This is a genomic window from Bradyrhizobium sp. Tv2a-2 (genome assembly GCF_000472425.1).
GTDB lineage: Bacteria > Pseudomonadota > Alphaproteobacteria > Rhizobiales > Xanthobacteraceae > Bradyrhizobium.
The window spans coordinates 119,619-139,170 of the sequence record NZ_AXAI01000008.1 but is presented as its reverse complement, the minus strand read 5'-3'; the positions used below and the strand labels follow the sequence as shown (position 1 = coordinate 139,170).

General features: G+C 61.3%; 23 protein-coding genes. 19 read left to right on the top strand and 4 right to left on the bottom strand.

All coding sequences use genetic code 11. From position 1 onward, the window contains the following. The first annotated feature begins 178 nt into the window (after positions 1 to 178). The 17 genes from A3AI_RS0118115 (at position 179) to A3AI_RS42985 (ending at position 9,487) form a co-directional block, all read left to right on the top strand. Complete coding sequence (locus A3AI_RS0118115) at positions 179 to 664, top strand: single-stranded DNA-binding protein (RefSeq protein WP_024516948.1); 486 nt, start codon at positions 179 to 181, stop codon at positions 662 to 664. Between the two features lie 14 nt (positions 665 to 678). Continuing rightward, positions 679 to 876 carry a hypothetical protein gene (locus A3AI_RS0118110; RefSeq protein WP_024516947.1) on the top strand — a complete coding sequence of 66 codons (198 nt, stop codon included), beginning with the start codon at positions 679 to 681 and terminating at the stop codon, positions 874 to 876. After that, positions 873 to 998 carry a hypothetical protein gene (locus A3AI_RS49960; RefSeq protein WP_283807248.1) on the top strand — a complete coding sequence of 42 codons (126 nt, stop codon included), beginning with the start codon at positions 873 to 875 and terminating at the stop codon, positions 996 to 998. Before A3AI_RS0118110 ends, A3AI_RS49960 begins: the two co-directional genes overlap by 4 nt. Continuing rightward, positions 998 to 1,168, top strand: coding sequence for a hypothetical protein (locus A3AI_RS47685; protein ID WP_156927839.1), 171 nt, complete (start codon positions 998 to 1,000; stop codon positions 1,166 to 1,168). The genes A3AI_RS49960 and A3AI_RS47685 overlap by 1 nt, the downstream gene beginning before the upstream one ends. Beyond that, positions 1,168 to 1,377 carry a hypothetical protein gene (locus tag A3AI_RS0118095; RefSeq protein ID WP_024516946.1) on the top strand — a complete coding sequence of 70 codons (210 nt, stop codon included), beginning with the start codon at positions 1,168 to 1,170 and terminating at the stop codon, positions 1,375 to 1,377. The genes A3AI_RS47685 and A3AI_RS0118095 overlap by 1 nt, the downstream gene beginning before the upstream one ends. Further along, complete coding sequence (locus A3AI_RS0118090; protein WP_024516945.1) at positions 1,374 to 1,676, top strand: helix-turn-helix domain-containing protein; 303 nt, start codon at positions 1,374 to 1,376, stop codon at positions 1,674 to 1,676. Before A3AI_RS0118095 ends, A3AI_RS0118090 begins: the two co-directional genes overlap by 4 nt. A gap of 2 nt (positions 1,677 to 1,678) precedes the next feature. Beyond that, positions 1,679 to 2,080, top strand: a complete 402-nt coding sequence (locus A3AI_RS0118085; protein ID WP_024516944.1) for a recombination protein NinB — start codon at positions 1,679 to 1,681, stop codon at positions 2,078 to 2,080. Beyond that, a complete protein-coding gene (locus A3AI_RS0118080; RefSeq protein ID WP_024516943.1) occupies positions 2,073 to 2,378 on the top strand; it encodes a hypothetical protein in 306 nt (101 codons plus the stop codon). Before A3AI_RS0118085 ends, A3AI_RS0118080 begins: the two co-directional genes overlap by 8 nt. Then, entirely contained in the window at positions 2,375 to 2,785 is a 411-nt protein-coding gene (locus A3AI_RS0118075) for an SIR2 family protein (protein ID WP_024516942.1), read from the top strand. Before A3AI_RS0118080 ends, A3AI_RS0118075 begins: the two co-directional genes overlap by 4 nt. Then, entirely contained in the window at positions 2,785 to 3,342 is a 558-nt protein-coding gene (locus A3AI_RS0118070; RefSeq protein WP_024516941.1) for a phiTE_072 family protein, read from the top strand. Before A3AI_RS0118075 ends, A3AI_RS0118070 begins: the two co-directional genes overlap by 1 nt. Next, positions 3,336 to 3,578 (top strand): hypothetical protein, encoded by a 243-nt coding sequence (locus tag A3AI_RS0118065; protein WP_036048689.1) that lies wholly within the window; start codon positions 3,336 to 3,338, stop codon positions 3,576 to 3,578. Before A3AI_RS0118070 ends, A3AI_RS0118065 begins: the two co-directional genes overlap by 7 nt. Before the next feature lie 45 nt (positions 3,579 to 3,623). Continuing rightward, on the top strand, positions 3,624 to 4,505 hold the full coding sequence (locus tag A3AI_RS0118060) for a TAXI family TRAP transporter solute-binding subunit (protein WP_024516939.1): 882 nt from the start codon (positions 3,624 to 3,626) through the stop codon (positions 4,503 to 4,505). A gap of 102 nt (positions 4,506 to 4,607) precedes the next feature. Beyond that, positions 4,608 to 4,784, top strand: a complete 177-nt coding sequence (locus tag A3AI_RS47680; protein ID WP_156927838.1) for a hypothetical protein — start codon at positions 4,608 to 4,610, stop codon at positions 4,782 to 4,784. A 42-nt stretch (positions 4,785 to 4,826) separates the two neighbouring features. Further along, on the top strand, positions 4,827 to 6,023 hold the full coding sequence (locus A3AI_RS0118050; protein ID WP_024516938.1) for an SPFH domain-containing protein: 1,197 nt from the start codon (positions 4,827 to 4,829) through the stop codon (positions 6,021 to 6,023). Positions 6,024 to 6,223: 200 nt separating this feature from the next. Next, positions 6,224 to 7,168: a radical SAM protein gene (locus tag A3AI_RS0118040; RefSeq protein ID WP_024516937.1), complete on the top strand. Its 945-nt coding sequence runs from the start codon at positions 6,224 to 6,226 to the stop codon at positions 7,166 to 7,168. A 13-nt stretch (positions 7,169 to 7,181) separates the two neighbouring features. Beyond that, positions 7,182 to 8,123, top strand: a complete 942-nt coding sequence (locus A3AI_RS48785) for a hypothetical protein (RefSeq protein ID WP_063615483.1) — start codon at positions 7,182 to 7,184, stop codon at positions 8,121 to 8,123. A gap of 191 nt (positions 8,124 to 8,314) precedes the next feature. Next, positions 8,315 to 9,487, top strand: coding sequence for a tyrosine-type recombinase/integrase (locus tag A3AI_RS42985; protein WP_036048686.1), 1,173 nt, complete (start codon positions 8,315 to 8,317; stop codon positions 9,485 to 9,487). Positions 9,488 to 9,774: 287 nt separating this feature from the next. Here A3AI_RS42985 and A3AI_RS0118020 read toward each other — a convergent pair whose 3' ends face one another. Next, entirely contained in the window at positions 9,775 to 11,400 is a 1,626-nt protein-coding gene (locus A3AI_RS0118020; protein WP_024516933.1) for a B12-binding domain-containing radical SAM protein, read from the bottom strand. An 853-nt stretch (positions 11,401 to 12,253) separates the two neighbouring features. On the opposite strand from A3AI_RS0118020, the gene A3AI_RS45335 reads away from it, so the two are divergent. Both A3AI_RS45335 and A3AI_RS0118010 read left to right on the top strand, forming a co-directional pair. Continuing rightward, a complete protein-coding gene (locus A3AI_RS45335; RefSeq protein ID WP_024516932.1) occupies positions 12,254 to 12,745 on the top strand; it encodes a hypothetical protein in 492 nt (163 codons plus the stop codon). A 31-nt stretch (positions 12,746 to 12,776) separates the two neighbouring features. After that, on the top strand, positions 12,777 to 12,974 hold the full coding sequence (locus A3AI_RS0118010; RefSeq protein WP_024516931.1) for a hypothetical protein: 198 nt from the start codon (positions 12,777 to 12,779) through the stop codon (positions 12,972 to 12,974). 271 nt (positions 12,975 to 13,245) lie between these two features. On the opposite strand, the gene A3AI_RS0118005 is transcribed toward A3AI_RS0118010, so the two are convergent. The 3 genes from A3AI_RS0118005 to A3AI_RS0117995 are packed head-to-tail and all read right to left on the bottom strand — an operon-like array spanning position 13,246 to position 19,411. After that, positions 13,246 to 14,853: an efflux transporter outer membrane subunit gene (locus A3AI_RS0118005; protein WP_084800959.1), complete on the bottom strand. Its 1,608-nt coding sequence runs from the start codon at positions 14,851 to 14,853 to the stop codon at positions 13,246 to 13,248. Between the two features lie 14 nt (positions 14,854 to 14,867). Then, the gene (locus tag A3AI_RS0118000) at positions 14,868 to 18,125 is read right to left on the bottom strand and encodes an efflux RND transporter permease subunit (protein ID WP_024516929.1); all 3,258 of its coding nucleotides are present in this window, start codon (positions 18,123 to 18,125) and stop codon (positions 14,868 to 14,870) included. Positions 18,126 to 18,169: 44 nt separating this feature from the next. Then, positions 18,170 to 19,411 carry an efflux RND transporter periplasmic adaptor subunit gene (locus A3AI_RS0117995; protein WP_024516928.1) on the bottom strand — a complete coding sequence of 414 codons (1,242 nt, stop codon included), beginning with the start codon at positions 19,409 to 19,411 and terminating at the stop codon, positions 18,170 to 18,172. Between the last annotated feature and the right edge of the window lie 141 nt (positions 19,412 to 19,552).

The following is a 19,552-nucleotide window of genomic DNA, read 5'->3' as shown; positions in this document are numbered from 1 at the left end:
CCAGACCTTTCTGACGGGTAAGGCGCGCGGCTCGAACAACGGCAAGACAGCCTCCGGAGGCTCACACCGTCCGCTCCATGAAGGAAAACCATGGAGCGGGGACATCGTACCGGACAAGGCTGTCAACGCGCGCATCTAATTCGCGGCCTTCGCAGGGCCGCACGACAAGGAGACCGACGTGGCTGGCAGCGTGAACAAAGTGATTCTGGTGGGCAATCTTGGCAAGGACCCCGAAGTTAGACGGACCCAGGATGGGCGCCCGATAGCCAATCTATCGATCGCCACCAGCGAGAGCTGGCGCGACAAAAACTCCGGCGAGCGCCGCGAAAAAGTCGAATGGCACAGGGTCGTAATTTTCAATGAGGGCCTTGCCAAGATCGCCGAGCAGTACCTGAAGAAAGGCGCCAAGGTCTATGTCGAGGGCCAGCTGCAGACGCGCAAATGGACCGACCAGAGCGGCGCCGAGAAGTACACCACCGAGGTGGTACTGCAAGGCTTCAACTCGACACTGACGATGCTCGACACCGGTGGTGACAACCGCAACAGCGGCGGCGACCGTGGCGGGGATAGCGGCGGAGGCGGTGGCCGCAGCGGCGGTGGCAACTCGCGTCAGTCCGGCGGCGGCTCTCGCCACAACGACATGGACGACGACATTCCGTTCTGAGGAGTCGACGTCTGATGTACGGCGAAATCACAATCGCGCCACCAAGGGACCGCCGCTTCGCATGCGGCGGGTGCGGAGCAGACGTCCACCTCGCCAGCGAGGTCGGTATTCACTCCCCCTACACCCTCATCCAGTTCGAGAAGCGCCTCTGCACCAACTGTATGCGCGCGCTCGATGAAAAGAACGATCAACGGAAAGAGATCACGGCATGACCATGCAGAGCGCCAAGATCATCATTCTCGAAACCGAGCGCGACAAGCGCCGCGGCGAGGCCTGGCTCAAGGCGTGGGTGCAGCTCTACGCCGACGCCTTCTTCTGGCTCTGGAGGGTCTGATGCCAAGGCAGGACGCGCACGAGCGGATCGAGAAGCTTGAGGCCGCCCTCCTCACTGTCCGCGCCAACCTCAAGGGCGGCGACGACGGCGAGGAGTTCGATCCGTTCGACGTCATCGAGCGCAGCCTTGAGGTGATCGAGCGCGCGCTCAAAGAGAAGGTGGCGGCCTGATGGCTCGGTTACCGCGCGGGATCATTGAGGCCGATATCACCATCAACGGCAGGAAACTCTCGCAGACGCAGTCGGGGGCCTTGCGTGTGGCCCTGCAATTTGCGCGGCGCGACCTGCAGGTCGCCCCGAAGGACATCCTGACCGCCGGCCTACTCCAGAACGTGGACGGCATGCTGCAAATGATCGACGAAACTGAGGTGTCGCTGTGACCGGATATCCAAACGGCCCTGGCTTCAAAGAGAGCGAGACCTCTCGCGAGGCGGCGCAGGCGGTCGCATTGCGCGCCAGCGCGCTGCGCGACAGGGTCTACGTCTACATCGTCGCCCACCCCGGTCGATCCGCCGATACGATCGCGGAGGCTCTTGGCGAGAGTCCTTGGGCGATCCGTCCGCGCGTCTCTGAGCTGCGCAAGACCGGCATGATTGTAAACGATGGGCGTGGCCGCAATCCGTCAGGCATGTCTGTGCACCTGTGGCGCGCAGCGACCTACGCCGAGATGAAGGGGTAGTCATGACCGGCATCCTCATCACCAACGACGATGACCGCGCCTTCGTACACACCATGATCGACCGGGCGGCACCAGGCACGCTGGTCGAGATGCGCGTCGACCTCGCCTCGGAGAAACAACGGCGCAAGATGTGGGCCATGCTGGGCGAGATCGCCAAACAGAAACCGCACATCGACATGAACGGCAACGAGCGCTTCTACGCGCCCGAGCAGTGGAAGCTTCTCTGCATGCACGCTTGCGGGCAAGAGGTTGACATGATGCCATCACTCGATGGCTCGACCTTCCTGCCGTACGAGGGACGTTCGTCGCGGATGGAAACCTCCGACATGAATGAACTTCTGGCCTTTATCGAGGCCTGGGGCACGCAAAACGGCGTCGTCTTCAAGGAAGTCGACAATGGTTGACGCCAAGCAGATGGAGCTCATGCAGCTGCCCGAGGTCTCGGCTCCGGTGAGCGAGACGCCGGACACCCCCTCCCCTCGCCCAAAGGCCCCACGCAAGCGATCGAAGCAGCTCTCGCTGCAGGTTCGGCTCTACACGGTCGAGTCTGCGAGCACCTCTTGCGTGGTGCAGGCGGCGACGCCGTCGGCAGCTAAGTACGCCGCCTTCAAACGCGCGCGCGACATGGGGATGTATCGCTATCAGGGCGGCTTCATCGCCTTCGTGGCGGGTGGCTGCAAGGTCGCGGAGGTCCGGCAGTGACCAGCCTCCGCGGCGACGAGCGGACCGAGTTTCCGCAGAGCGTCCGCAAGGCGGCGTTCCGCCGCTGCTGCCTGGGCTGTCGCGTCAAAGGCGTCGAGAACATCCCCGGCGTGCCTCAATGCGAGGGCTGCGGCACCGAGCTGCGGCCCGGCAACATCTTCTATGAGCACATGGACCCGGACGGCCTTGGCGGCGATCCCACGGCCGAGAACTGCCAGGTCCGCTGCCGCAACTGCAAGAAGACCAAGGATAAGGTCGACAACGCGATCATGACCAAGGCCGACAACGTGCTCAAGGCGAGCTACGGCCTCAAACGCAAGACCAAGAAGATCCAGAGCAAGGGGTTTGAGAAGGCTCCGGGTCAGCGTCGAGCGTCAACGCCTGTTGAAAAGTGGAAAGGCTTCTAATGGTTGATCGCTACATCGTCCGCGGCGCAGGCCCGCACAAGCTCGAATGGGCCTTCATCTATCTCGACGAGGAGACGGGTGTGTTCTCGGCCTACACCTCGTTCGGCACCTATGCGTATTGCTGGTCGCACATCGGCACGGCGACGCTGAAGGAGTTCTTGTCCGACATCGAGTTCGGCTACTTCATGGGCAAGACCATCGGACGTCGCGACTACATGGAGTTCGATTTCCACGCCACCATCAAGGGCATGAAGGACTACATAAAGGAGCGCCGACGCGACGGCGCGGTCGACAAGGTCGAAGCGCGAGACGCGTGGGATGATGTGGAGCGCATCGAAAATCGGCAGAGCGTCGAATTGTTTGTTGAGGACGTCTACGACTCTCGCCCCATCTGCCACGCCTATCGTCACGATTTCGATGAAGTCATCCGAAACCGACCTAGCCCGCAATGCGTCGGGTTCTGGCAGGTGATCTGGCCAGAGTTTTTGAAACAGATCGCGCCACCTCCGTCGCCTGCGCCTCGCGACGCATCACAAGGAGACCTCGTGCCGTGTTGAACAAGATCCCGCTCGTCGGCTGGCTGCTGGCCATCTTTTTCGCCTTCTGCCTTGCCGTTCCGTTCTGGCTGCTGTGGACGGTCTTTGGCATCGGCGAGACCTACGCCTATTGGCTGCCGGACGTCTATCGCCACCCCGGCTTCTTCGACTGCGTCGCGATCTTCGTCGTCGTCAGCATCCTCAAGGATGTGTTCGTCCCGAAGATCGTCAGCGCGAACAACTCTAGCAGCTCTTAAACCACCACCAACCGCCCTCTTCGCGAGAGGCAACAAGGAGACCGCATGAAGACGCCTTACCTGATCCTCGCAGCGCTCGCGCTGATCGCAACGGCAAGCTCTGCCGAAGCGGCCAGCTTCAAGCTCTGCACCGGCAACAGCCAGCTGAACTATTACAAGGCTGGCTACATGTTGAAGTCAAAATCGACCAGCGTTCAGGTCGATGTGATCGAGACCAAGGGCTCGCTGGACAACCTCGACAAGGTGACGAACGGCGACTGTGACGGAGCCTTTGTGCAGTCGGACGCCCTGCTCGTCTATTCGAACCGCAACGCCAAGGCGATCGCGGCGATCGAGCGCGCCGGAGTGCTCTACAAGGAGCAGGCGCACATGATCTGCAACCGCAAGCTTGATCTCGGCCGCATGGTCAACCTGACCAAGGACATGACGGTCGCGATCGGCCCCGAGGGCTCCGGCGCGCACACCACATGGGACGCGTTCGTCCTGGCCGACAAGAAGCGTTATGGCCAGATCAACACGGACATCCGTTCCGGCATCCGCGCCGTACAGGCCGTTGCAGATGGGACGCAGGTCCAGTGCGCCCTCGTGATCGCGGCACTCAACAGCTCGTTCATGAAGAACGACGCCTCGAATGCCGGCGACAACGTCGTGCTGGTCGGGACCGACGACCGCGACATGACTACGGTCGCCAAGGATGCGCGTGGCCAGTACGTCTACAGCTATGGAGAGATCCCGGCTGGCACCTACCCGCGAATCCAGCCCTCGGGGACCGTCTACGGCACCAAGGCCATCGGCACGATCCAGGTGGACGCGATCTTTGTCGCCAACACCAACTGGATCAATGCCAACGACAGCGCCTACGACGGCCTGCTTCGGTCCTTCCAGGCGGCAAGGCCTGAGATCGCTAAGCTCGCTCAGCCTCAGTAATCCCCCATGCGTCACCTCTCGCGCGAGGCGACCAACCTGCGTTCCGTCGCGTAAACGGCACGGGAGGCGCCGCAAGCCTCCCAACAAATTCAAGGGGCGACCATGAACTTTGATATCCATACAAGGCCTTCGACCTGGCTCGGGATCGGATCGGTTGTCATGACGGCTTTCTCGGCGTTCCCGTCATGGCCCAGCCTCAGCATGCACGCTCTCAACGTTGGCATCATTGCAGCCATCATCTGGCAGGCCCGCCGCGAGGGTCGTCAACAAGCTTCTTAACCGCCGTTCGCAGCGGCATTATCCACAAGGAGACCTCATCCCATGAAGTTCCGCATCTTCCTGACGCTCGCCCTCTTGGCTGGCGCGGCGCTTGCATCATTCTTATTCAATACTCCGGCGACGCTCGCGCTCGGACAGATCGCCGGTAAACAGTTCGAGGCCAGTGACCTGTCATATCTGGCGACCCAAGGCGCCTTCCGCGCCTACAACGGCGCAATGTTTCTGATCGGCATCGCCGTCGTGGCAGGGCTGTTCCTGATCTGGCTGAAGCCGCTGCGCGCGCTGTTCGCCAGTCTGATCGTGCTCTTGCTGGCGGGCGTCCCGCAGCCCGCGTCCGCCTATTACAGCCAGTCCGACTATACGGAGAACTACTTCATCCTCCCGAACGAATCGGCGTTCTTCATACCCGATGTCGGCGACAACAAGTCGTCGCAGGCATCGTTCGGCTCCGAACAGTATCTCAACGAGCACAAGATCGCTGCCAAGCGCTTCGAGATCCCGCACACCAAGCTGCCCAATTCGGGCGCATGGTCGAACTACTATGTTCCTGCGGGACGCCTGATCGTCGTCGACCGTACGCCGGTCTCGCGCGAATGGGTCAAGTCGCCTCACCGCGGCTCCACCGCCGGCGATCAATCCTTCCCGTGCCAGTCTTCCGAAGGCCTTGACGTCACGGTGGGTGTGGCGATCGGCGCCTCGGTCTATGAGGAGAACGCGCCGAAGTTCCTCTTTCGGTTTGGCGTTAATCCGCCCGCCGGAGATCGCAATAACCCGGAAATCGTGTTCACGTCTGTTTACCGGGGCAAGTCGCTGTCCGAAGTAATGGACGGCCCGGTGCGGTCCCGCGTGCAGGCGCTTGTGTGTGATCAGGTCTCCGCGCGCTCGCTTGACGATAACAACAAGCAAGCGGCTAAGATCATGGAGGACATCAAGAAAGCGGTGACCGAATACATGGCGTCGGTCGGCATCACGCTCGACTTCATCGGTTGGGCCGACACGTTCGAGTTCAACAAGGACGTGCAGGACGCCGTCAACCGTCGCTATGTCGCCTCCCAGGATATCGAGGTGGCCAAGACCATGGCGCCCTATACCGCGACGCTGCAAGCACTTGCGACCGCCGAGGGTACTCGCACCATCGCCAACAAGTGGAATGGCGCCCTGCCCTCTAGCGTCTCGCTGTGGTGGCTGCCATCCAGCATCAGCGACTGGCTGAGCAAAGCAGTGGCGCCTAGCAAGTAAACAATCCCCGACCCCGTTCGCAGCGGGGTCTTCCCACAAGGAGACCCGTCCATGAACTATCAAGAGATCAACCATCGCAACATGCAGATTCTGATCCGCTACTTGATCGTGACCGGCGTGGCGATCGTTGCGGCTATTCTGATCTGGCACTAATTCCATCAGCGCCTCTTCGCAGGAGGTGCCAACAAGGAGACCCAATAATGTGGAACGATATCCGTCGCATCGACGATTCCGCCCAGAACGTCGCAAAATTCGTGTTCACCAAGGACACCGCGGTCGCTGAGGCCGTGCTCTACAAATACCCAGACTACAAGACCCGCACCGTGATCTGTTGCTCCACGCAGTCGGGTTGCCCCGTTGGGTGCAGGTTCTGCGGCGCGGGCGATCACTTCGCCCGCTCGCTCACGGCCGGCGAGATCGTCTCCCAGCCTGCCCACCTACTCTCCCTGGTCGGCGCCGATCCGCAGGAGATCGGTCGGCTGCAGATCATGTTCATGTCGATGGGCGAGCCGCTGCTCAATCTGAAAGCGCTCGTGCCGGCACTGCGGGACCTCTACTACAGCTATCCGAAGGCGGCGTTGCTCATCTCGACATCGGCGCCGAAACTCACCCGGCATGGCCTCAATGAGGTCCTCGACATCAGCCGCGAGATCCCGACCATCGGCCTGCAGTTCTCTGTTCACGAGAGCACGGACGAGGCACGTGACGCGCTGATCCCGTTCAAGCAGAAGATGACTTTGCGCGAGATCATGGAGTTCGGTGTGGACTGGCACGTAGCCACCGGTCGCAAGCCGTTCTTCAACTACTGCGCCCACGACGGCAACGAGACAGACGCCGATGCCAACCGCATCCTCGGGTGGTTCGACCCTGCCATCTTCTGCGCCACGGTCTCCGTCGTGTGCGAGCGCTCGGAGGGCATCCCAGCCACCAACCAGCACCAGCGCGATCTGGCGACCTCGTTTGCCAACCGCCTACTCGCGCGCGGCTTCGATGTCCGTGTGTTCGATCCCGCCGGCCAGGACACCATAGGAGGTGGATGTGGCCAATTGTGGAGGGTCCAAGAGTGGTTCAAGGACCATCCCGAGCACGCGCGGCCGAGCATCGGCCACGGTCTGCCCGAAGTCCATGCGCCGACCGCAGCGTGAGGGGGGGGCCGTCATGAATCAGATTTATGTGCGCTCCTTCCAAGAGCGCGTCTATGACTGGATGCTGGCGTGCTTCGGAGAGGATATCGCCCGCGACGTCACCGAGCGCAACCATCGTTTCCTGGAGGAGGCGCTTGAGCTTGTGCAGTCGCTCGGCTGCACCGTGAGCGAGGCGCATCAGCTGGTCGACTACGTGTACGGACGCCCGCAAGGTGAGATCAACCAGGAGCTTGGCGGCACCATGGTGACGCTGGCGGCGCTCGCCAACTGCAACAACATCAGCATCGAACAAGCCAGCGAGACCGAGCTCGCCCGCGTCTGGAGCAACATCGACAAGATCCGTGCAAAGCAGGCGGCGAAGCCGAAGCACTCGCCGTTGCCGGAGAAACCCATTGATGAGATCTGCCAAGCCGAGCGCGAGGAGCTGCTCGGGCTTGCGCAGCTGATCGAGGATGACCCCGAGTGGTTCGTCTGCGAGTTCGATGATCAGACCATCGTGTGGGCGCTTCGGTACGCCGCCAACAACCGCGTGCAGGCGCCAGACGCCAAAGACGATTTGATTGCGGTACTGCAAAAGCAGATCAACGACCTCACCGACCCCACCCTCAAGAGCATGCGGCTCGAGAACGGCAAGCTCGACATGTCCTTGGCCGGCAATGTCGTCGAACGGCTCGCCACGATCATGACCGAATGGTTCCGCGATAGCGACGCCAAGAACTTCGTCGAGATCACCATCAACGCCAAGACGGAGCCATTCGAGTCCTACCTGTTCTACGTCCAGAAACGCGGGGATGGGGCGATGACGCCGGCTGAGAAGTCAGCGAAGCTGGAGGCCGAGAACGCCCGCCTCCGCGATGCCGTCACCGGCGCCATCGAGGCCATCGAGCGCAACTCGACCAGTGCGCCCGTGCTGGAGTGCCTGAAGGCGGCGCTGGGCCCGGCCGGGGCCCTATAGACTATGACCGAGCGCAGGTCACGAAACCGTTGCAAGATCGATGGCGCTGTCGCACGCTTAGGTCTGGAGCCCCGCTCCATCCGCAATATGGCCGCTGCTGGCAAGATTCCCGGTGCCGCGAAGTTTGGCGACACCTGGACCTTTGACGTGGCTATGCTGGACGCCTTTGTTTCCGAGAAGGAGCGTGAGACGTGTCTAAACAGCCGAAGGCCCCAAAGGGTTGTTACTGGCGGGATGGCGTCCTCTGGGGCCGGATTCAGGCCGGGGGCCGCGACTACCGATGGTCACTTCGCACAGACGATCCAAAAACTGCGACAAAACGTCGGGAAGTCGAAAGGGATAGGGTAGTCGCCGCCCAGTACTACGGGGACCACCGCAGGACCCTCAGCGAGGCCACGGAGGCATGGGGACGGTTCATCGTCAACAAGATCGGGCCCAAGACCTTCAATCGATACCTGTCTTCGCTGGCGGTGCTGCAGCCACATTTGGAGGGGCTCTATCTCGACGAGATCGACAAGAAACTGATCGGCTCCATCGTCGAGAGCCGTCAGAACACGCCCTACGTCCCCAAGGGCAAGAAGCACCCCATCACGGTCAAGCCAGCGACCATCAAGCGCGACCTCACCGCGCTCTCCTCCGTCTTCGACTTCTGCGTCGATGAGGAATGGATCTCGACCAACCCGGCGATGGACTGGCTCAAGCCGGGTCACCGCAAGAAGTCTCGCCTGCAGGAGCGGCGCGACCCGATCGTGCTGCCGGAGGCTGGGCATGTCGAGATGGTGATCGCCAAGGCGCCAGGCCTTTTCGCCGATATGATCCGCGCGGCGGTCATGACCGGAGCTAGACTTGACGAGCTCGCCAAGGGCGCCAGACGCCACTTCGACAATGAGCGCAAGCAGCTCACCGTGGTCGGCAAGCGGAACAAGATGCGCGTCGTCGATCTGGTCGATGGTGAGGAGGATTTTGGCTTCCGGCTATTCTCCAGCTTGCCGGCGAGCCTCGATACCAAGGCCCTGTTCTGGTACCGCCCGCCAAAGGGTCTACGAGAGGAAGGCGCGCCCGCCGCGCGCCCTTACAGCCAGGTCTCGAGCAACTTCCGCCGGATCGTCGCGATCGTGGCCAAGCAGGCACAAAAACAGGCACAGGACTTTCACCCCTTCCGCTTCCACGATCTGCGGCACCTGCATGCGGTCAATTGGCTGAAAAGTGGCCGTTCTATCTACGTTTTACAGCAACGCCTCGGGCACACGAGCGTCAAGACGACCGAGATGTATCTGGCGTTTTTGACCGCGGAGGAGAAGCATCGGGTGATGTTTGGCCGCTCCGAAGCAGGCACAAAAACAGGCACGCAAGCAGCGGTTTAGATCGAAGAAAACCCAGCCAACATATTGATACTTAATATGAAACTGAAACAGGAAACCATGGCATACGAAGGTTTTGTAAACCGAAGGTCGGGGGTTCAATCCCCTCAGCCGGCACCACAGGAAACCCCAGAAATGAGGGTTTCCTGCTCTGTCGGAGCGCCGGCAAAACGGCGCAGACGGTGAACAGCAACGGTTCTATCGGGCACGAACACAGGTACAATTGCTGACCGCGCGTTCTGACGCACTCTGTGCTTGGCGAGTTAGCCGCACTCAGAATCCAGGACCCCTCAGCGTCGCTCGGCCGTTTTCTTGACCATCCTGGCGTCGGGGGCCGTTGAATTCGATGTCTGCTCATCCAACGCGGCCAGACGATCATCGATTGCCTTGATGACCCTGCGTGAGAAAGGCCCTAGATGGGCATAGGCCGCAATCATGGCTACAGCGATGCGTGCCGATGACGAGTCGCGCTTTGCACAATTGAGAAAAGATCGCCAAAACGGACCGTGCGCCTCGGGGATATCGCTGACGACACGATGTACCGTCTCCAACGCCCGTACCTTGTTGCGAAGATCGCCGACAGGCAGTTCGCGACGTTGTCTTGAGCGGTCGAGCATCGTCATCAATCGATCAAGACGGTTCGCGTAGCTGGCAGGGTCGTAGACGCTCTCCAGAATCTTTCTGTAGTCCGTCAGGATATCACGCAGCGGACGCGCCGGATCAAAATTTATACCGGTCGAGCACTGATCACCGCCGCTGGTTGCCGCAAAATCATGGTTGACGTGTAGTCGACCTTCCCGATCAAGACGGCGCGTTAGCTGGGTGTTCGGCAAGGCATAGAGCAGCCCAACCATGCAGATGGGGATCGCCGCTTCCTCAATGAATTCGATCATTGCATCGGCGATGGACACAGTTTCGCTGTCGAAGCCCACAATGAACCCAGCGGTGACGAACATCCCGGCGCTGTAGATCTTGTGAATGCTCTCAGCGATGTTGCGCCGAGTATTTTGCTTTTTCTTCATTGCGACCAGAGTCGCGGGGTCCGGACTTTCGATGCCGACGAAGATGCAGAAAAAATTCGCCGCAGCCATCATTTCCAGGAGTTCAGGATCATCGGCCAGATTGACCGAAGCCTCTGTTGACAACTCGAACGGATAGTCGTGCGCGCGTTGCCAGGCGGCTAGTTCCGGCAGGAAGAGTCTCAGCGACTTCTTGTTGCCGATGAAGTTATCATCAACGAAGTCGAGATGGCCGCGATATCCCATCTCATAAAGCGTATCGAGTTCGGCGAGCACCTGCGAGGCCGTCTTGGTCCGCGGCACCCGTCCATAAAGCTCGATGATATCGCAGAATTCGCAGGTGAATGGGCACCCGCGCGAATACTGCACACCAAGATACAGGTAGTCTTCAAACTTGAGCAGATCGAAACGCGGCACCGGCGTCTTCGTGACGTCGGCCTGGAACTTGGCCGCGGTAAAGACACCCGATCTGGCGCCCCTCTCCCAGGACTCTATGAATTCGTCAATGACGCCCTCGGCCTCGCCCAGCACCTGAAAGTCGGCCGCGGCGTAGATGTGCGGACTCGATGTGGGATCAGGGCCACCGACGACCACTGGCTTGTTCCGTGACCGACAAAGCTCGATCAACTGCAACGTGTGCGCCTGTTGCGGCAACATTCCGCCCGTGAAAACGAGGTCAGCCCAGGCAAAATCGTCATCCGCAATCGATGCAGTATTGCAATCGACAAGGCGAACCGTCCAGCTTTTGGGCAGCATCCCGGCGACCGTAATCAGCCCCAGTGGGGCTGCGGGGCGTCGAACGCCCATCAGCTTGCAGGACTCTGCAAAACTCCAGAAGGACTCCGCTACGAAGAGCGGATATAGCATGAGGACGTTGCACGGTTTCGGCGTGTTCATGGTGCTGCTGCGATCGCCTTTCCAGGCATCCCGAGATCTTCATCTTTTTGGCCCCCATCCTCAGGGGCCAGGGGTAGATCGTGTAGATCGTATTGGTCGACCGGCCGATTCCTGACCGCATCATGGAATCAGTTTCCAAGGCTAGATGGCATAATTGTGTTTTGCACGATCAAGTCGACCTTCACAGGCCGTTCACGTCGGTTAGATCTATGAATGTGCTCTGCGGGACACTCTCAAACCTGCCCGCGCGCTCCAAAATGATCGTCTCGCCCCGGCACCGCTCAGTGCCTCCCGCTTCAGCAAGCCATTGATCCCTCTTGCTGATTCCGAAAGGATTTTGCAGGTTTCGCTGCGGCGGCAGATTATCTGGTAAGATTGGAGCTCGACGGTACGGAACCGACTGTCGGCGCTCTGGGGGCGACACCGCTGCGTACGGCCGGCGTGGTGTTGCTCCAGGTCGGAATTGCATTCGTCGTACCGACCGACGGCCAAGAGTACGATCCCACTGACGGAGCCGTGACCGTTCCAACAGATGTTCCCGAGTGTCCAAAAGTGCCGGATTGCGCCAGAGCTGCCGTGCTCGAGAGAGCAAATGCGGTCATCAGCGCGATTGTTGCAAGTTTCATGGCTAATCCTTTCTCGTCATCCTCACACCAGATAAGCACGATCAGAGCATCTGCGATCACACTTGCTTCAATCCGGCGCGAGGGTGAGCCACAGCCGCGCCAATCCGACGATGATCCGCACTTTGTGTGCCGCCTTTATGCCGTTCCTATGTGATGTCGTCCGCGGACCTCTCGCATTCCTATGACCGTGCCGCCATTCTTCACATCAAACTTGTGAGGAGGCCGTCATGGCCACGACCACCTTCAACAGGCCAGTCGGCGCCAGGCAGCCCGTGGCGCGGACTTCCAGCGTAGCGCGCAGCGTCGCCGCCCAGAATGCGATGCCGCGCGCAGCAACCGAAGTCGAGCGGATGGGCCGAGCCGGGCCGCAAGAGGACGCGCAGACTGCGGCGACAACGGCATCACCAGACCTCACATTCGCGCCCCTGGATCCCAATATCGTCAGCGCGACCATTCCCGCCTTCTTCATCGGCCGCAATATGCAGGGCTTCTGGGTAGCCCGCGAGCGTAACGGCGCGATCGGCGGCATTTTTCTGCTTGAGAGCTCCGCCCTTTCGTTCGCGCGGTCGCAGGGCGGCGAAGCCGGTTGCGCGACAATATTTCCGGCCCGCCGCTTCGAGCTGGATGTCAGGAACGACGGCAATCCGCTGGTCAATTTCGTCGCGCCGCTGATGCGCAAGGTCGCCCAGCTTTGCCAACGGATCGGCAAGGCCCTGTGAGCCGCGTTCGGCGGCTCCGAGTTTCCAGAACATGACTCTGCTCCTCAATGATCGACACCATTCGTTCGGCGCGAAGGTCGATGCGCGCCGAGGGCGGCTAATCCGGAAGCGGTTGGCAGGCATCTGCTTTCGCGTGCTGACATTCCTGTTCCTGTGCGGCGCGCTGGCCGGCGTGATCGCGTTGAAGACTGCGATCTACGTTTCCCGCCTCCCCCTCGGCACCGGTTGAGCCACGTCTTCAAGACGCAAAACGGTATGTATCTTGCTTGCGCGAACACACCGCTGCTTGCTCATGATTGATTCTGGATGATGAAATGAGTTCAGAAAAATCAACAAAAAATATCTTTTCGCCGCTGCTGCCGGATTACGCTAGATCCCGTCCCGCGCGCTTGCGTCTCTGCCCGTCGATTGCAACGCTTCTCGCAGCGCTAGCTTTGGCAAGCTCAATCAATTCCGCAAGAGTGTCGTGAGTCACTGACGCCCGGCGTCCTTCGATCATGTCAGATCTTGCTTGCAGGTTTGGGCTCGCTTGCCGGCTTCGGCTCGCTCGGCACCTCCCCCATCGCGCAATCGCGCCACACCGGCGTCATGCAGCTGGTCGGCCAGCCGCCGCCCAGCGCCATGAACAGCGCCGCCGTATCTGATAGTCGGTTGGCCTCGGCCTGGACGCTCGCGACCACCGCGGTCAGATAAGTCTGCTGGGCGTTGAGCACCGCGAGCTGATTGACCTGGCCGGCGTTGAGCTGGCTCTCCACAATATCGAGGCTCGCCTTGGCGGTCTCTTCCGCATGCACGGCCGCTTGCACGGCGCGTGCATCGGCCTGCAACGCTCGCAAGGCATCGGCGACGTTCTGGAACGCCGTGATGACGGTCGCACGATACTCCGCTTCGGCCTGGTCGAGTCCGGCTTCCGCGGCCTTCTGCTTGTGGTAGAGCGTAAAGCCATCGAAAATCGGCTGGGTTGCGTTCCCGACAAGGGCATAGAAGTTGGTCCCCGGCGTGAACAGTTCGGAAATGCTGAATGCGGCAGCTCCGACATTGCCGCTGATCGTGAAGCTTGGCAGCCGAGCGGCGATCGCGACTCCGATCTGGGCGCTCGCTGCATGCATGTTGGCTTCCGCAGCTCGAACGTCGGGGCGCTGGTCGACCAGCTTGCTCGGCAGACTAATCGGCAGGTTGGCTGGCAGCTTGAGGTGGGCAAGATCGAATTTTTGCGCGACCTCGTCGGACGACAGTTGCCCGGCGAGCGCGGTCAAGAGATCGCGCTGTTGGGCGAGCTGCTTTTCCAGCGGCGGCAGTAATTGCTCCGCGGCGGCAAGCGCCGCTTCCTGCGCCAGCACATCCGCCTTTGCCGCCTGCCCTGCATCGAATTGGCGCTTGAGGATATCGAGCAGATGTCGCTCGATGGCGATGACGCGCTTTGTTGCTCCGATCTGCCCGCGCAGCGAAGCCTCCTCAATCGCTGCGGTGACGACGTTGCTGGTGAGCGTCAGATAAGCGGCCTCGAGCTGGAACAATTGCGCCTCGGTCAGCGCGTCGAGATTCTCGACGGCCCGAACGTTGCCGCCCCAGACATCAGGCACGAAACCGACCAGCACTTGCGCGGTATGGAGGGAAAATACGCCCGGCGACTGTCCGCCCGGACCCGACGGCGAGGCACCGGAAATCTGCTGCATGGCGGGCGAGTAATTGGCGCCGACTTGAGGAAAGAACAGTCCGCGTTGGGCCAGCGCGTTGTATTTCGCGACCATGATTGCGGCCTCGGCCGATTGCAGGGTCGGGCTGTGATTGACCGCGTCCCGGATCAGGTCGTTGAGCGGTTGGGAGCGAAATGCGGCCCACCAGCGCGCCGAGACGGCTTCCCCGGTAACGAAGTGCTGGGTCGGAACCTTCGGCGAGTTGGGACCGGGCGATGCCAGCTTGCCGGGCAGATAGCCGTCGACCGCCGGCGCCGCGGGCGGCACGAAGTTCGGTCCGACGCAGCCGGACAAAGCGAGGGCCCAGGCCACCACGACACCGATACTGCCGCCGGCGCGGCCATGAGAACAACCCACGTCGGGCGCCGTCACGGCGGCCGACGATGGGACATTGCGGCTGTCGCAATTCATACGCATCGCTCCGGCTACCCCTCGGACTCGCCGGCTGCTACCTCGCCATTCTCTGCGGCGTTCGACAAGTCTTCCGCGTCTCGCGCCAGAAAGATCCGGCGGAGTGCCGGCGCCACGACCAAAAGCAACAACGGTCCGATGAACATTCCCCCGACCACCACTGTCGCGAGCGGCCGCTGCACCTGGCTGCCGATGCCATGGGAGATTGCGGCAGGAAACAGCCCGACGCCCGCGGACAGCGCCGTCATCAGCATCGGGCGCATGCGCTGCTCGGCGCCGCGAGACACCGCTTCGGCCACCGACATACCCTGGGTCCGGAGCTCGCGGAAATAGGTGATATTGAGAATCCCGTCCATCACGGCAACGCCGAACAGCGAGATGAATCCGATCGCCGCGGAGACGCTGAAATCGAGGCCGGCAAGATACAGCGCGATCAACCCGCCGCCGATCGCAAACGGTATGCCGGCCACCGCAAGCAGGCTATCGCGCAGCGAATTGAACAGGCCGAACAGCAGCACCATGATCAATAGCAGCGTGATCGGTACCACGATCATCAGGCGCTGCTTCGCCGCCTGCAGATTGTCGAACTCTCCCGCCCACAGGATCTGGTATCCCTGCGGCAGCTTGATCGCGCTGGCGATCCGCTGCTGGGCCTCGGCGACGGTCGAGCCGAGATCCCGTCCGCGCACGCTGAATTTGATCGGAATGTAGCGCTGGCTGCGCTCGCGATAGATGAACGAGGCGCCGGTATCGAGCGTGATGTTGGCGATCTCCGAAAGCGGCACATAACCATTTGTGCCTGATGGCGTCTGGTAAGCAACCTTGACTGTCCGGATGGTGTCGACGCTGGTGCGGTATTTCGGATCCAGCCTGACCGTCACCGCAAACTGCCGGTCCGCCTCGAGCACCGTCGTGGCGTTGGTGCCGCCAAGCGCGGCCTGCACAACCGTGTTGACGTCGCCGGTGTTGAGGCCGTATCGCGCCGCCTTGTCGCGATTGATCCTGATGTTGAGATTTGGCTGGCCCACCAGGTGGAAAATGCCAAGATCGGCGACGCCCGGGACCTTCGCCATCTCTCCCATTGCCTGATCCGCCAACCGCTCGAGCGTCTCGAGATTGGGACCAACGATCTTGATCGAATTGGCGCCCTTCACGCCCGACAGGGCCTCCTCGACGTTATCCTGGATGTACTGGGAGAAATTGAACCCTATGCCGGGCAACTCGGCTGCGAATTCCTTCTGGATCTCTTCCGTCAATTGCTCCTTGGTGAGGTTGGCCGGCCACTCGTCGAAAGGCTTGAGCGGGCAGAACAGCTCGACATTCGAGAAGGGCGAAGCGTCGCTGCCATTGTCCGGCCGCCCGTGCTGCGACACCACTGTCAGCACCTCGGGATGCCGCAACAGGATCTCGCGCATCTTGCGCGTGGCCGCGGTCCCCGCCTCCAACGACAGCGTCGGCGGCATCGCAGCCCTGATCCAGAAATTGCCTTCCTCAAGGGCCGGCAGGAACTCGCTGCCGAGCCGAGATGCGGCAAGGACGCTCAGCACCATGAACACCGCGCCCACGGTGACGGCGGCCTTGAGATTGGAGAGCGCCCAGCGCAGCACCGGCGTATAGCCCGCGCGCAAGCCCCGCACGATTACCGTCTCGACTTCCTCGATATGCTGGGGAAGCAACAACGCCGCCAGCACCGGCGTGACCGTAAAGGTGGCAATCAGCGCGCCGGCCAATGCGTAGCCATAGGTGCGTGCCATCGGGCCGAAGATCTGGCCCTCGACACCCTGCATGGTGAAGAGCGGCAGGAACGCGGTCACGGTGATCGCGGCGGTGAAGAACACCGCCTTGTCGACCTGCAGGGCGCTGACGAAGATCAGCCGCAACCGCTCCGACCAGCGCTGGCCCGCCGTCGTCGGTCCGTTGACAGAGGTCGGGTCGGCCCCCCAAAAGCCCTCGGATAATTGACGCAGCAGGGCCTGCCGATGATCCGCCGGCGACTGGAAATTGCGATAGATGTTTTCCATCATGATCACCGCGGAATCGACGATGATGCCGAAATCGACCGCACCGAGCGACAGCAGATTGGCGTCCTCGCCGCGCAGCACCAGGATGATGATGGAAAAGAAAAGCGCAAACGGGATATTGATCCCCACGATGATCGCGCTGCGCAGATCGCCGAGAAAGATCCACTGGATGAAGAAGACGAGCAGGCAGCCGAAGATCAGGTTGTGCAGCACCGTGTGGGTGGTTACGCCAACAAGCGATGAGCGGTCGTAATAGGAGACGATCTTGACGCCCGGCGGCAGGCTACCGTCGGAATTGAGGCGTTGCACCTCGGCTTCAACTTTCGGGATGACATCGTTGGTGTGCTCGGGGCGCCTCATCACCACAATTGCCGCCACGACGTCGTCGTCGTTGTCCCGACCGGCTATGCCAAGGCGCGGCACGTAGCCGACCGAAACATTGGCCACGTTCTTGACCTGGATCGGGAGCCCCCCGGATTGGGTCAGGACGATGTTTTCAATGTCCTGCACGTGGTAGCCCTGCATCACATCATCATCGCCGCCGCTGTTGATCAGTCCTATGCCGCGAATATTGACCGATTGCTGTCCGATCGAGATCTCGCGCCCGCCGACATTGATGTTGGCGTTGCCAAGCGCGCTGATCAGCTGAGGCACGGTGATGTTGTAGGCCTCAAGCTTCTGCAGGTCGGCGTCGACATCGAATTGCTTGGTGGTTCCGCCCCAGCTGTTGATCTGCGCCACGCCGGGAATGGTCAGAAGCCGGCGGGTGACGACGTAGTCCTGCAGCGTCCGCAGATTGGTGAGCCCGAAATGCGGAGGGCCAACGATCTGATAGCGGTAAATTTCGCCGACGAGACTTGACGCCTGGATGGTCGGGACCAGGTTGCCGGGCAGCGTCACGTTCTGTTGCAGGCTGATCGATGCCTGGGTCAGCGCGAAATAATAGTCGATGCCGTAGGCAAACGTGACCCGGACGAAGGACAATCCATAGAACGACGTCGAACGGACATTGACCACGCCGGGTGTCGGGTAAAGCCCGACCTCCATTGGGATCGTGTAGTACTTCTCCATCTCCTCGGCGGAGAGGCCCGGGGCCTGAGCGGTGATTTCGAGGATCACGGGTGCCGGATTCGGATAGGCCTCGATGTTGAGCTTGGTAAAGGCGACGAGCCCCGCCGCGCAGAACACGATCAGCCCGAGCACAATGATCGCGCTACGCGTCAGACCGAAGACGAGAAGAGACTTGATCACGTACTGTGCCCGTTAGTCCTGAGTTTCATCGCGCCAGCTCGAGGTCAGCCGGCGTCGCCCAGCAACAATTTGTTGCTCAGGAACACCGCCCCATCGGTGACCACTGTCTCGCCCTCACGAAGTCCGTCGAGGATCTGCACCCAGCCGTCCTGCTGCATCCCGGTGCGCACGGTCCGCTGGAGGAAGTGCCGGTTGTCGGACGTCACCCACACGCTCATCGTGCCGTCACCCTCACGGACGACGCCTTCCGCCGGGACTGCGGGCGAGCGCGTCGCGTCGCCGATCCGCGTGACGAAGCTTGCATACATGCCCGATCGCAGCAAATGCTCGGGGTCGTCGATCTCGGAGCGGACGAGCTGCCGACGCGTGTTCGGATCGATGATCGAACCGACCGTCGTCACATGCCCCCTGAACACCTTGGCCGGATAGGCCGGCACCGTCACCTCGACCTGCTGCCCGACCTTGTAGGCCGGCGCGTCGGTCTCGATCACATTGGCGACCATCCACATCGTCGAGATGTCGGCGATCTGGAACGGCGCCGGCGCATTGCCCGGCTGGGTCAGAAATCCCGGTGCGGCGCTACGCGCGACGACGCGGCCGGTGATCGGGCTTGGAACGATCAGCGTCGAGTCGACCTTTCGGTCCGTGAGGATCTTCTCCACCTCGGCTTCGGTCTTGCCGAAGATGCGCACGGCGTCCTTTGCGGCCTTGAAGTTGCCCTCCGCGGTCTGCTCATCCGACGTCGTCTGGTCCACGTCCTTCTGCGCACTGCCACCGGCCTTCAACAATCCGGTCAGGCGCGCCAACGTCTTTTTCTGGAGTTCGAGCACGCCGGCGGCGGCCAGCAGGTTGGATTCGGCTTGCAGCAGGTCGGGGCTGTCGATCGTGAACAACACTTCGCCCTGCTTCACGTCGTCGCCGATGTTGTAGAACGCCTTGACGATCTTTCCCGGATATTGCGAGAAGACCTGGACCAGCATGTTCTCGTTGAAGTCGATTGTGCCGACGGCAGTCTTGAGAACCTGGAATTCACGGAAGCCCGCAGGCCCGAATTTGAGAAGCGTTCCGGTCTGCTTCTCCGACAACTCAACCGATGCCTCGGTCGCGCCGTGCGGAGCCGGCCGTTCTGCGTTGGAGGAGACCGTCTGCCCCGCCTCCTTGTTGCTCGCCCGGCCGTCGGAATGACTGACGAGCCCCTTGCCCCAGATCAGCGCTGATCCGGCCACAAGAACCAGGGACACAAACGCCACCCTCTGGCGCCCGGACAGCTCCGCGAACGACTTCACTTCAGCCCGCTCCAAATCTCAGATGACAGTTCGACCGACGACGCAGCGTCATCGTAGTTCCACGCTGTGCAGCGCAACCCGCCGGTCTTAGTTCACTGCGCTTACATGCACCTTACAAATCGCCGTTTAACGTTCGCACAC

Excerpts from the sequence above, each read along its gene's own strand:
- A3AI_RS47685 (WP_156927839.1), top strand. The coding sequence starts at position 998 with ATGCCAAGGCAGGACGCGCACGAGCGGATCGAGAAGCTTGAGGCCGCC.
- A3AI_RS47680 (WP_156927838.1), top strand. The coding sequence starts at position 4,608 with ATGAACTTTGATATCCATACAAGGCCTTCGACCTGGCTCGGGATCGGA.
- A3AI_RS45335 (WP_024516932.1), top strand. The coding sequence starts at position 12,254 with ATGGCCACGACCACCTTCAACAGGCCAGTCGGCGCCAGGCAGCCCGTG.
- A3AI_RS0118040 (WP_024516937.1), top strand. The coding sequence starts at position 6,224 with ATGTGGAACGATATCCGTCGCATCGACGATTCCGCCCAGAACGTCGCA.
- A3AI_RS0118010 (WP_024516931.1), top strand. The coding sequence starts at position 12,777 with ATGACTCTGCTCCTCAATGATCGACACCATTCGTTCGGCGCGAAGGTC.
- A3AI_RS0118005 (WP_084800959.1), bottom strand. The coding sequence starts at position 14,853 with ATGAATTGCGACAGCCGCAATGTCCCATCGTCGGCCGCCGTGACGGCG.
- A3AI_RS0118060 (WP_024516939.1), top strand. The coding sequence starts at position 3,624 with ATGAAGACGCCTTACCTGATCCTCGCAGCGCTCGCGCTGATCGCAACG.
- A3AI_RS0118050 (WP_024516938.1), top strand. The coding sequence starts at position 4,827 with ATGAAGTTCCGCATCTTCCTGACGCTCGCCCTCTTGGCTGGCGCGGCG.
- A3AI_RS0118095 (WP_024516946.1), top strand. The coding sequence starts at position 1,168 with ATGGCTCGGTTACCGCGCGGGATCATTGAGGCCGATATCACCATCAAC.
- A3AI_RS49960 (WP_283807248.1), top strand. The coding sequence starts at position 873 with ATGACCATGCAGAGCGCCAAGATCATCATTCTCGAAACCGAGCGCGAC.
- A3AI_RS0118020 (WP_024516933.1), bottom strand. The coding sequence starts at position 11,400 with ATGAACACGCCGAAACCGTGCAACGTCCTCATGCTATATCCGCTCTTC.
- A3AI_RS0118070 (WP_024516941.1), top strand. The coding sequence starts at position 2,785 with ATGGTTGATCGCTACATCGTCCGCGGCGCAGGCCCGCACAAGCTCGAA.
- A3AI_RS0118085 (WP_024516944.1), top strand. The coding sequence starts at position 1,679 with ATGACCGGCATCCTCATCACCAACGACGATGACCGCGCCTTCGTACAC.
- A3AI_RS48785 (WP_063615483.1), top strand. The coding sequence starts at position 7,182 with ATGAATCAGATTTATGTGCGCTCCTTCCAAGAGCGCGTCTATGACTGG.
- A3AI_RS0118080 (WP_024516943.1), top strand. The coding sequence starts at position 2,073 with ATGGTTGACGCCAAGCAGATGGAGCTCATGCAGCTGCCCGAGGTCTCG.
- A3AI_RS0118110 (WP_024516947.1), top strand. The coding sequence starts at position 679 with ATGTACGGCGAAATCACAATCGCGCCACCAAGGGACCGCCGCTTCGCA.